The sequence below is a fragment of the Pseudoalteromonas sp. 1181_04 genome (genome assembly GCF_052850545.1).
In genome coordinates, this window is record NZ_VXCS01000002.1 from 147,653 (window position 1) to 160,553 (window position 12,901).

Below are 12,901 nucleotides of genomic sequence, written 5' to 3' on the forward strand. Positions count from 1 at the left end.
CCACTGAAAAGTGGCTTTTTTTTGTTTGAATGGTAAATTAGACGAAATTTTTGTTTGGAGAATACGATTGGAATTTCTATATGAGTACGGGCTGTTTCTAGCTAAAACGACAACGTTTGTGATTGCCGCCGCTGCAGTAATATTAATTAGTGTCGCTGCAGCGATAAAGCCTAAAAGTAAAAAAGGTGAGATTGAGATTGATGATATTTCTGAGCAGTTAGATGATTTGAAAAATGATTTTATTGCAAGCACCTTATCTAAAAAAGCATTAAAAGCGCACCATAAAGCCCAAAAGAATGATGCTAAAAAAAGCACTGATGAACAGTCGAAACCACGATTATATGTACTTGATTTTAATGGTAGTATGGATGCCCATGAAGTCGATAGTTTACGTGAAGAAATTACCGCAATTGTTGCAATTGCCGATCCTAAGCAAGACAAAGTGTTGGTTAGGCTAGAAAGTGGTGGCGGTGTAGTTCATGGCTATGGACTTGCTGCTTCCCAGCTACAACGCATTAAAAATAGAGGTATTCACCTTACGGTTGCGATTGATAAAGTTGCTGCCAGTGGTGGTTACATGATGGCCTGTGTCGCTGATGAAATTGTTGCCGCACCGTTTGCTATCGTTGGCTCTATTGGTGTGATAGCACAAATTCCAAATTTTAATAAAATTCTGAAGAAAAACGATGTTGATTTTGAACAAATCACTGCGGGTGAGTTTAAACGTACCCTAACTTTATTTGGTGAAAATACAGATAAAGCACGGGAGAAGTTTAAAGAAGAAATAGAGCAAACCCATGGCTTATTCAAACAGTTTGTTAGCAGTCAACGGCCAAGTTTAGATATTAACTTAGTGGCAACAGGTGAGCACTGGTTTGCGACTCAAGCGCTTGAAAAAGGTCTAGTCGATACCATAGAAACCAGTGATGACACATTACTTAAGTATCAAGATGAGCGACAAATATATAAAATTAAATATAAAGTTAAAAAGAGCTTAAGCGACAAGCTTGCTATCGGGTTGAGTAACACTGTTAACAAAACCGGTATATCATTATTGTCTCGTTTAAAAGGGCTAAACCCATAAAGGTTTCCGTTATTAAATGATAAAAAAACCCGCAAATTTGCGGGTTTTTTTCATTTATACACGGACAACTTTAGTCAGTTGATTTGTGATAATCCTCTAAGTCTTTGGCTGCATTTGGGTCGTTAAATACTGCCTCATCTAGTTCACCTTCAGATTTAGCAACCACACATGTCACCATACAATCGCCTGTGACATTGACCGCCGTACGAGTCATATCAAGTAACCTATCAACGCCAATAATGATGGCAATGCCCTCAACAGGTAAACCAACTTGATTCAGGACCATGGCAAGCATGATCAAGCCTACGCCAGGAACACCAGCGGTGCCTACAGACGCTAAAGTGGCGGTTAAAATTACCATTAAGTAATCTGAAATCGTTAAATCAACACTGAATACTTGTGCAATAAATACCGTAGCCACACCTTGCATGATTGCTGTACCGTCCATGTTAATAGTGGCACCGAGTGGAATTGTAAATGACGCAACTGAATTCTTTGCCCCTAATTTTTTAGTGGCTGTTTCAAGTGTAATAGGCATTGTTGCACTTGAGCTTGAAGTGCTAAATGCGAATAAACAGGCATGTTTCATTTTTTTCAAAAAGATAATTGGGTTTAATCCAGTTAAAAACTTCAGTAGCAAAGTGTAATTAATGAAGGCATGGAAAAATAGTGCAGCCACCACAACACCAAAATATTTAGCTAAGCTGACTATCAAGTTCAACTCGATAGTAGTGAATAGCTTCGCCATTAAGCAGAACACCCCATAAGGAGCCACATTCATTAATAAGGTAACTAACTTTAAGATCACGGTGTTTAAATCTTCAAAAACAACCGCTACTCGTTTACCAGCACTGCCGCCAAGAGCCATTGCAATACCAAATAGCAATGCGAATACAATTACTTGTAACATATTGCCGCTTGCCATGGCATCAATTGGATTGGTTGGGAACATGCCAATGATTACTTGTGCAAGAGTGGGTGCTTCTTTTGCGCTATAAGTCGCTTCAGAAGGTAAGTTAATCCCTTCCCCTGGATTAACTAATAATGCCAAGGTAATCGCAACCGTAATTGCAATTGCGGTAGTAATAAGATAAAGAGCGATTGATTTACCGCCTAAACGGCCTAATTTTTTCGGGTCACTTAAGCTACATGTACCACAAACAAGTGATACAAATACCAGCGGTACAACTAACATTTTCAAACTGGCGATAAATATTTGTCCACCAATATGAAATAAACCATCAACAAAAAAGCTCTTAATTGGCAAAGAGAATAATCCAAGTGGGATTAGATAATCGTCTTCGCCAGCTAATATTGCTTGGAAAATGAAGCCTACAGCAACCCCCAGAAACATACCTATCATGATACGGGTGGTTAAACTCATTGAACGGATTTTTGACATAGTAACAATCTATTTTTTATAAATTTACCATAGCCTACCAGCATGCAGATTTTTATACAGAAAAAATCGATAAATATGAAAAAAAAATATGGATCAAAAAAACAACAAAAAACAAATAAAAGTTGTGATTTTCAAGCGTGTTATAGGTTAATATTGAGTAAATGTATTCTTTAAATAATTAATAACAAACGCTAGGGAGAGGGCAATGCCTTTAATGCGATGGCTCAGTGTCATACTGTTGAGTTTTTTTATCACCGCGTGTGGTGGCGGTGGAACACTTGAAAAGGACGGTGGAACAATTGATGATGGTACTACTGCTGATCCCATTTATACCTTATCTGTTCAGGGTTACGTAAAAGCAAGCGATGAAACTATTAATGCAGTAACCGAAGCTGATCCGATAGATATAAAGATAACTCTATTAAAAAATAATGAGCCGGCAAGTGGGCAAAGAATCACTTTTATCTTGGCTGATAATATAGGTGCTGTAAATTTAAATTCTGCACTTACCAATAGCGAAGGGATAGCCACTGTTGAGCTTTCAGCTGGACTACAAGCAGGCGCTGGTGAGATAACGGCGACTTACACCGGCAATGACATCAATGTTAATAGCAGTTTTGCTTTTACATCTACGGGTGGGCAAGGAGAAAGTAACCAAGGTGCATTTACACTTAGTTTGAAAGGACTATCTCAATTAACTGCAGAGCCTACTAATACAGTTACTACTTTGAATAGTCTGGATTTACAAGCAACATTAAAGCAACAAGGAGAGCCTTTATCGAATGTTAGAATCACTTTTAATCTAGCTGACAATATAGGTGAAATAACGCCTTCTTCTGGAACGGCTTTAACTAACAACCTTGGTATAGCAACGGTTGAATTATCCGCTGGTGATGTCATCGGAGCTGGAGAAGCAACAGCAACGTATACTCATAATGGGGAAACAATAACTTCACAACCATTTAGCTTTGAGACCCTCATAGACGCAAGTGCCTCAGCAGATTTGGTTGTTACTTTACTTTCATCAGATAACACCGCAACACGAAACGTTACTTTTTCAGAACCATCAGTAGCTCAAGCTAAATTGCTATTAAATCAACAGCCGGCGGCCTTTAAGCTAATACAGTTTAATGTGTCAGGTTTTGGTATTCTAAACCCTTCAAATGGTACCGCTATGACCAACAGCGAAGGTATTGCTAAACTTGATTTACTTACAGGTTCTGAAGCGGGAGCAGGTAACATTTCTGCTAGTTATCTTTCTGAGTCGCAGCAAGTTATTAATTCGAATGCTTATACTTATACTGCTGCGGGTGATGCTCCAGTTCAAGGCGTGTCAGAAGACTTTAATGTCAATTTAAGCCTTACTTCATCTGTAAACTTATCTGACACGAATGAAATTAATGCACAGCAGAGCGGTATTATCAAAGCAAGAGTTACAGACTCAAATGGTGACCCCGTAGTCAATAGAGTGGTGAGTTTTACCTCGACGCTTGGTAGTTTACTGCCAAGCTCGGGCACTGCACTTACAAATCAAGATGGTGTCGCTACGCTCAATATCACGACAGGAACTATTGAAGGGGCGGGGCTTATAACAGCCCAATATGAAGCTGTAGAGTCTTCCATTGGCTTTTATACTCGGGGGGATGCGATAGACCCAAACCAAAATAATGCTGATATCGCTTTTAAAATTTTGATTAATTGCCAATCTGATTTTAGAACGACGCGAGACCCTAACTTATGCGAGGAAACAACGAGCATATCGGGCGAAGATGCAGCAATCGTGTTTATTGAATTAACAAAGCAAGGATCAACAACGCCATTAGCACAAACTCTTGTAACTGCAACGACGACTATTGGCGCTATTTCACCAAGCACTGGTACTGCTATATCAAATGAGAATGGTATCGCACTATTGGACCTTGTGCCTGGAAGGGATGTAGGTGCAGGCGAGATAACAGTTACTGTTCTTCAAAGCTCTATAAAAAAAGCATTTCAAATATCAGCAGTAGATGTTGATGTTAGTATCAATAGTTCTTTAGCAGAATCAGAAGTTTTATCAGCAGGTTCAACCGCTTTAATCTCTGTAAACCTGAGCAAAAATGGAGAAACCTTCGTTTCTCCATTATCTGTTGAGTTTACATCAGGTTGTGTTGATGCAGGCCTAGCTGTTATAGATGCCAGTGTGACTAGTATCGGTGGTGTTGCGCGTTCAACATATAGAGCACAAGGTTGTGTTGGCGCTGACTTAATAACAGCAACAGTTATTACTGGTGGTAATACTGTTTCTGCTTCTACGGTAGTGAACGTCTCTGCTGCAAATGTTGGCTCTTTAGAGTTTTTAGATGTATCTGAACCAGTTATTGCGCTTAAAGGTACCGGCGGCGCAAACAGAAAAGAAACCTCTGTTGTTCGCTTTAGGTTAATTGACGAAAATGGCAATGTACTCCCAGCTCGAACTGTAAACTTTAAGTTAGCAACGGAAGTCGGTGGATTGAAGTTAGGTCAGTTATCAGGTTTCACTGATGCTGATGGTGTAGTACAAACTGTTGTGCAGTCAGGAGTAGTGCCAACGCCAGTCAAAGTGATAGCTTCCAGTGAGCAAAACGTTGATGGTGAGAATGTAATTGTAACAGCACCATCTGATGTTTTGGTGGTCAGCACTGGTATTGCTGACCAAAATAGTTTTTCACTATCTCGTTCGCAATTTAATGTGCATGGTTTAAATGTTGATGGCACTGAAGTCGATGTTAATGTTCGCTTAGCTGACCATTTTAACAATCCAGTGCCCGATGGAACTGCGGTTAGTTTTATTACCGAAGGTGGGGTTATTGAGCCCAGTTGTACTACATCTAACGGGGGATGTTCAGTTAAGTGGCGTAGTAGCAACCCACGGCCGTTTGCTGAGTTTATAGTTGAGGGCGGAATTACTCGCAGCTTTTACGGAAATACTATCGCAGATAAATGCGATAGTGGACTACCATGTCCGCTTGGTATTAAAAATAATGATAATACAGCGTTTGACTTACCTTTAGGCGGGAGAGCAACGGTACTCGCTTATGCTATAGGTGAAGAAACATTTTCTGATTTAAATGGCAATGGTTATTTTGATGAAGAAGACTTCTTTGATGATCTTTTTGATAAGCCAGAAGCCTTTATTGATAATAATGAAGATGGAACATTTGGTGGAAAAAATTGTGAAACCGCAGCTGAACTGTGCTCTGCGGCTAATTCTACAGGGGATGAATTTGAGGAATTTATAGATTTTGATGGCAATGCCCAGTGGACTCAACAAAATGGTTTATACAATGGCTTATTGTGTCGCCCAGAAGATGATGCAGCAGGTATATGTACACGCGAAATGATAAATGTATTTCAAAATCAAGAGATCGTAATGTCGAGTGATAACGCTCACTTTAGATTGGTAACATATGCCGACGAATGTACTGATGTGCAAGGCGTAACTGCTACAGAAGTACATGTTAATAGTGACATAAATAGTAACTTAGTACGTAAGGTACAAAATGATTTAACTAGCCAAAAAATGTGTCAAATAACTGAAGTGGATTTAACGTCAGCTACCGGCCAAGAGAGTATTAATTTGACCGTGTTTATTGCTGATATATTTAATAATCCATTACCTGTAGGTACAGGAGTAACGATATTAACGGATAATGGTGTACTCAGTGGCGAGCCAGAAAATTATGCCTTCCCGAATACAACGAGTCGGGTTCCGGTTAGCTTATCATTTGCGCTTGGTCGTGAGCCTGCAGATAATCGCAATGATATCACAAGTGGCTTTTTAGAAATTAAAACAACAGCACCATCAGGATTAGTTTCATCTTTATCTGTATCAGTTAGAGATGATCCAAAAGTACCTTAAGATTGTTTAGTTTTAAAAAATGCCAACCATAAGGTTGGCATTTTTGTTGCTATTCTATATATTCCACTGCAAATACCTTAAAATACCGTTTTGTCTAAATTAACGACAATAATTGTTTAATTATTCATTAAAAGCAGAAAAGTTTGTATTAAAAGCTTGTAACAATTGGTGTTTGTAGATATACCTATAAATATTCGCGCCCGTAAATGGGCAAAACACATTTAAAATACTTGGTTAGAAATAGGCAACTATGGGCAAATCGCTAGTAATTGTAGAGTCTCCTGCTAAGGCTAAAACAATTAATAAATATTTAGGAAACGATTTTATCGTCAAGTCCTCTATTGGGCATGTACGAGATCTTCCTACCTCCGGTTCAGGCAAAACCAAAACGGCTGCTGTAAAAACACCTGCAGAAGTACGTAAAATGGCACCAGAAGAAAAGGCCGCGTACAAAAAACAGCGTGATTATACAAATTTAGTAGCTCGAATGGGGATTGATCCAGATAAAGGCTGGGAGCCACATTACGAAGTATTACCAGGTAAAGAAAAAGTTGTTCAAGAATTACAAAAGCTCGCTGAAAACGCTGACCAAATCTATCTCGCAACGGATTTGGATAGGGAAGGAGAAGCGATTGCTTGGCACCTGCAAGAAATTATCGGTGGAGAGCCAGAAAAGTATAAGCGTGTCGTATTCAATGAGATAACTAAAAATGCCATTCAGGCCGCCTTTGAGGCCCCTGGTGAGCTAAATACCGACATGGTCTATGCCCAGCAGACTCGTCGCTTTTTAGATCGTGTTGTAGGCTTTATGGTATCGCCATTATTGTGGCAAAAAGTTGCCCGTGGTTTATCCGCTGGACGAGTACAGTCTGTCGCAGTACGTTTGTTAGTTGAGCGCGAGCGTGAAATTAAAGCGTTTATTCCTGAAGAGTTCTGGGATATTCATGCCGATGTGAAAAATACCGAGTCGGCACTTCGTTTAGAGGTGTTCAAACAAGGTGATAAAGCCTTTAAGCCAGTCAATGAAGCGCAAGCTATGGCAGCTACTGCATCTTTAGAGCAAGCTGAATATAAAGTTGTTAGTGTTGAGGAAAAGCCAAGTAAAAGTCGTCCTAGTGCGCCACTAATTACTTCAACAATGCAACAAGCTGCGAGTACGCGTTTAGGCTATGGCGTTAAAAAGACCATGATGTTAGCGCAACGTTTGTATGAAGCAGGTTATATCACCTATATGCGAACTGACTCAACCAACTTGTCGAAAGATGCAGTTGCAATGTGTCGCGAGTATGTTTCGCAGCAGTTTGGTGATAAGTATTTACCAAAAGAAGCTATTAGTTATAGTTCAAAAGGCAATGCACAAGAGGCGCATGAGGCGATCCGTCCTTCAAGTGTTACTGTATTATCTGGTCACCTAGATGGCGTAGACCCGGATGCTAAAAAGCTTTATGAATTAATTTGGCGTCAATTTGTTGCGTGTCAAATGGTCCCTGCTGAATATGACTTAACAACATTAACTGTTACTGCCGCCGATTTCCAATTAAGAGCCAAAGGACGGGTGTTACGTTTTGATGGTTGGACTAAAGTACAACCAGCAGTTCGAAAAAAGAACGAAGAAGATCAATCACTACCAGCTATTAAAGAAGGCGAGATATTAAGCCTTGTTGAACTTGATCCAAAACAGCATTTTACTAAGCCGCCAGCACGCTTTAGTGAAGCGAGTTTAGTAAAAGAACTTGAAAAACGTGGTATTGGTCGTCCATCTACCTATGCATCAATTATTTCAACGATACAAGATCGTGGATATGTCCGTGTTGAAAACCGTCGTTTCTTTGCAGAAAAAATGGGTGAAATTGTCACCGATCGTTTAGTTGAGAACTTTACTGATCTGATGAACTTTGACTTTACTGCAAAAATGGAAGGCCGGTTAGATGATATCGCTGAAGGTGAGCGTGTCTGGACACAGGTACTTGACAAGTTTTACGCTGATTTTTCTACACAACTGACTTTAGCCAGTGGTGAAGAAGATGAAGGTGGGATGCGTAAAAATGAAATGGTCGAAACTGATATTGACTGTCCAACATGTGGCAGAAAAATGGGTATTCGAACAGCCTCTACTGGCGTTTTCTTAGGCTGTACAGGCTATAATTTACCGCCAAAAGAACGTTGTACTACCACTATGAACTTAGTGTCAGGTGATGAAGCGGTTGCCGCTGACGTTGAAGATGTCGAAACCGAAACATTGATGCAAATGAAGCGTTGCCCAATTTGTGAAACGGCAATGGATTCATACCTGATAGATGAAACTCGTAAATTACATGTTTGTGGTAATAACCCTGCTTGTAAGGGTTATGTCGTTGAGCAGGGCACGTTTAAAATTAAAGGCTATGATGGCCCTATCATTGAATGTGATAAATGCTCATCAGATATGCAGCTTAAATCAGGGCGCTTTGGTAAATACTTTGGCTGTAGTAATGATGAGTGTAAAAACACCCGTAAATTACTGCGTAACGGCGAAGCAGCGCCACCAAAAGAAGACCCTGTTCAGTTACCAGAGTTAGAGTGTGAAAAATCTGATGCATACTTTGTGCTACGTGACGGCGCTGCAGGTATTTTCTTAGCAGCGAATACCTTCCCTAAATCACGTGAAACTCGTGCCCCTAAAGTGGAAGAGTTACAGCGTTTTAGAGATCGTATTTCACCTAAGTTTTATTATCTAGCTGATGCACCAGTAAAAGATCCTGATGGTAACTTAGCAATTGTTCGTTATAGCCGTAAGAATAAAGAACAATATGTAATGACTGAGGTTGACGGTAAAGCAACAGGCTGGACTGCACATTTCAATGCAGGAAAGTGGGTTGAAGAGGCAAAGAAGAAAGCCGCACCTAAGAAAAAACCAGCCGCTAAAAAGGCAACAGTCAAGAAAGCCGCACCTAAAAAAGCCGCTGCAAAAACAAAAAAGGACGCTGAGTAGAATACTAAGCTCTGAAAACAAAAAAACCGGAATGCACACCCTTGTGTCAATTCCGGTTTTTTTATATCAAAAATTATGCCTTTAGAGGCATTTTTGACGTTAGATTTTTACGTCAGTGACTTTTTTATAGCCTTCTGATTCAAGTTCATCATTTACGCACTTTAGTACGTATGGTTTAAGCTCTTCATTGCTGATGTCGTCGTCTTTAGCCCAGTTTAAACACATCTCAGTGTATTCTTTAATTGTTTCGGCGGAAGCTTCAACAGCATCGTCAGCAACAGCAAAAGTTGCATAAACTGCAAATAATGGCGCTACGATAAGCGCTAGCAATGCTTTTTTCATTCGTGTATTCCTAAAAAATGTAGTGACTGCTGTTTTATATTCAAAAACAACAGTGATCCAATCAAGCAACATGCTGTTGGTAAGTGATTCTTAAACGAAATGATAATAAAAGATAACGAAATATTTTTATCGTAAAGACAAATATAATGTAATAAGAGACGGTAAAATAATGAGAAACTTATGTTAATCAATGCTATCTTACGCCAGCTATCAATTTAGGAATAATTATGTCTCAAAGCCAACTACCTGACACCACACCTCGTGTTGCATCTAAACTAGAACAGTTTGTTGAAAGCTTTATTTTTCGAGCCCGCTGGCTACTAGCTCCCTTTTTTATAGGCTTACTCGTTGCAATTGTACTGTTACTTTTGAAGTTTTTTAAATACCTGTATCAAATGGCGATAAATACATTTAGCGCTACTAATGAGCAACTACTGGTGGGTATTTTGACCTTGGTTGATACCGCATTACTGGCAGGATTATTATTAATAATTATTTTTAGTGGCTATGAAAATTTTGTTTCTAAATTAAATATTGGTAATCATGAAGATCGCCCTGCATGGATGGGTAAAGTAGGTTTTTCTGGTCTTAAAATGAAATTGATCAGCGCAATTGTTGCCATTTCTGCAGTCGAACTGTTAAAGGTGTTTATAAGCTCTACTAGTCACTCAAGTGATGAATTGATGTGGAAAGTAATAATTCATGTTACTTTTGTGATATCAGGTGTGCTATTTGCTCTCACTGATTTTATAAATAGCAAAACTCACAATCATTAAATAGCAGATAACGCAACGCTATCTGCCTATATGTTTTGTTATTTAAAGATACTCAACCACATAGCCTTTAAACTCGGTTCTTTTGCGTACATATTCATACCCATTTTAAAAATACGAGCGGCAAATATACGTAAGTAATAAAAACAGCCAATACTGAGAAGCAGGGATAAGAGTGCTTGCCAAATTGGTATTTCAACTAATGACATGCGCACCGGCATAACCGCAAATGCCGTGATCGGCAAGTAACTAAGCACGATTGTTAAAACACTGTTTGGTGCATCGATAACAAAAAATGCAATCACGATAGGTGCCAATGGCAGCATCATTAAGGCACTTTTACTACTGTGATTAGGATCATCAATACCCGCTGCGATCGCAGCCATAAATGCAGCGCAGATGCCAAGACCTACAATCGCATAGGCTAACAACCAAGGCAGTAATGACCAATTAATAAAGTCTAAATTGAGGGCTTGTTGTTTAATGATAACGGTAAAAAATAGCATCGATAAAATAATCGATAGCAAGGTGCCAATCATGGTTTTTACTGCAAGTAATATTTGCCCAAGTAGCTTACCATCTATCCATGTTTGTGGTGTCATGGTGGCTAGCAATTGCTCCGTTACGCGGTTTTGCTTTTCACCGGTAATACTGACAAAGAGTTGGCTAAAGATCCCAAACATCGCAACAAATAATAATATCAGTACCCCAACTGCTGTGTATGTTTGACTACGATCAGCTTGATTTTTCAAAAGCTCGTCAAGTACCCTATGTTCAATTGAAATATTTTTCGTCAATCCTAGTCGTTGTTGCTCGCTTAAGCCTAAGCTATCAAATTGAGCTTGTTGCAATTGCGCTCTAAGGAGCGATTGCAATGTTGTTTGCCATGCTGATTTTACAGCCGTTATTAACGTATATGAGTGAGTCGCTTGGTCAAACTTAAGTACGCCATCATAGCCAGTATCCTCAGCTAAATTTGCAATGATGGCAGTTAAATCATCATGTTTGGTAAACTTAAATTGTGTCGATGTAGGCTCTGTTTTGACGCTAAACTCGAGGTTGCTTACTAAATGATAACCTTGTTCAAGTTGACTGTTTGCAGTGGCAAAAAAATAAATAACTCCAGCAATAGCGAGCATGATCAACTTCGAAATAATTTCTTGTTTTAATTTAAAAAAATGCAAGAACTCCCATTTTGCAACAATCCAGAGCTGTTGCTGTGTAAGCGATGATTTATTCATAGCGTCGTTCCTTGATCCAGTTTAGCGTTATGCTCAGCTACTGCGTGTAAATAAATTGCATGCAGTGACTGAGCTTTATTTTTGAGTTCACATATTTCCCCGATGCTGATTAACTGAGGAAGTAACTGGTTAAGTGATTGGTGTTGCTTTAGGGTGATAGTTAGTTGCTGTGCTTTTATTTGCTCAACACAATAATGTTCACATAGTTGCTCAAAGTAAGTTTGATTAATTGGATCGTTGAATACGACTTGAATACTATTATTTTGCGCGCTTTGAAGTATATTACTGAGTTTGCCGTATAAAACACTTTCACCTTGATTTAATAGCAATACCCGATCAGCAAGTTTTTCTACCATCGCCATCTGATGTGCACTTAAAATAACGGTCATGCCTTGCTGTTTTAATTGCGCTAAAAATTCAACAACTAATTCCTGATTAATAGGATCTAAGCCAGAAAATGGCTCATCTAAAATTACCCATTTGGGCTTATGTAAAATTGCAGTGATCAATCGGATTTTTTGTTGGTTCCCTTTAGAAAGTGATTTTAAGGGGTCATTCAATCGTGCGGTTAAATTAAATTTAGCTAACCAATAGTCACAGCGCTGCGTAAATTCGCTATCTTTTACGCCGTGTAATGCTGCAAAAAATTGTAGATTTTGTTTTATTGTTTTTTCTGGATAGAGGCCTCGGTCTTCTGGTAGATAGCCCAGTAAATGTGCCGGAATAGATGAATACGCTTGTCTTGCATCATTGAGTTGAATAGAGCCACTATCTGGAGAGGAAAAACCAACGATCATTTTTACTAATGATGATTTCCCCGCACCATTGGGGCCAAGTAAAGCAAAAATCTCTCCTGGTTACACATCAAATGACAGCTTATTCACCGCAGTAACCGTTTTATAGTGTTTTTCAAGGTTGTTAATAATTAACGACATGTGATCCCTACAATATTGTTTTTTTTGAGTTTAATCGGTTACAACCAAGAATGTAACTACTACCAGAGATGAAATTGTAAGCAAAGATTATGCAATAATTAAATAAGAAGTGTGCAGACACTGCAGTTAATACATATTTGCAAAGCTAATGCATTACAATCACAAGCAGATTAACTTTGTCTTGATGATAGTTAGGTATTTATTAATTTATTTTTCAAATACTTAACGATGAGCGCTGTAGTCTTACAGTTACTTTAGATGCGGTTCATGATG

8 protein-coding genes are annotated in these 12,901 nt (G+C 39.0%); 4 read left to right on the top strand and 4 right to left on the bottom strand.

The annotated features are described in order from the left end of the window. The first annotated feature begins 67 nt into the window (after positions 1-67). Positions 68-1,084 (top strand): protease SohB, encoded by a 1,017-nt coding sequence (sohB, locus tag FW757_RS02085; RefSeq protein WP_446440814.1) that lies wholly within the window; start codon positions 68-70, stop codon positions 1,082-1,084. Positions 1,085-1,154: 70 nt separating this feature from the next. Here the strand turns inward: sohB and FW757_RS02090 are convergent, their stop codons facing one another. Then, positions 1,155-2,486, bottom strand: coding sequence for a dicarboxylate/amino acid:cation symporter (locus FW757_RS02090; RefSeq protein WP_182717888.1), 1,332 nt, complete (start codon positions 2,484-2,486; stop codon positions 1,155-1,157). Between the two features lie 205 nt (positions 2,487-2,691). On the opposite strand from FW757_RS02090, the gene FW757_RS02095 reads away from it, so the two are divergent. Together FW757_RS02095 and topA are read left to right on the top strand one after the other, a co-directional pair. Beyond that, positions 2,692-6,366, top strand: a complete 3,675-nt coding sequence (locus tag FW757_RS02095) for an Ig domain-containing protein (protein WP_446440815.1) — start codon at positions 2,692-2,694, stop codon at positions 6,364-6,366. A 250-nt stretch (positions 6,367-6,616) separates the two neighbouring features. Next, a complete protein-coding gene (gene topA, locus FW757_RS02100) occupies positions 6,617-9,337 on the top strand; it encodes a type I DNA topoisomerase (RefSeq protein ID WP_182739243.1) in 2,721 nt (906 codons plus the stop codon). Positions 9,338-9,436: 99 nt separating this feature from the next. Here topA and FW757_RS02105 read toward each other — a convergent pair whose 3' ends face one another. Then, a complete protein-coding gene (locus FW757_RS02105) occupies positions 9,437-9,679 on the bottom strand; it encodes a hypothetical protein (RefSeq protein ID WP_149981038.1) in 243 nt (80 codons plus the stop codon). 227 nt (positions 9,680-9,906) lie between these two features. On the opposite strand from FW757_RS02105, the gene FW757_RS02110 reads away from it, so the two are divergent. Continuing rightward, positions 9,907-10,455, top strand: coding sequence for a TIGR00645 family protein (locus FW757_RS02110; RefSeq protein ID WP_145233766.1), 549 nt, complete (start codon positions 9,907-9,909; stop codon positions 10,453-10,455). A 38-nt stretch (positions 10,456-10,493) separates the two neighbouring features. On the opposite strand, the gene FW757_RS02115 is transcribed toward FW757_RS02110, so the two are convergent. Beyond that, positions 10,494-11,693 (bottom strand): ABC transporter permease, encoded by a 1,200-nt coding sequence (locus tag FW757_RS02115; RefSeq protein WP_182794443.1) that lies wholly within the window; start codon positions 11,691-11,693, stop codon positions 10,494-10,496. Then, positions 11,690-12,541, bottom strand: coding sequence for an ABC transporter ATP-binding protein (locus tag FW757_RS02120; protein ID WP_446440838.1), 852 nt, complete (start codon positions 12,539-12,541; stop codon positions 11,690-11,692). Before FW757_RS02120 ends, FW757_RS02115 begins: the two co-directional genes overlap by 4 nt. Positions 12,542-12,901 lie beyond the last annotated feature (360 nt).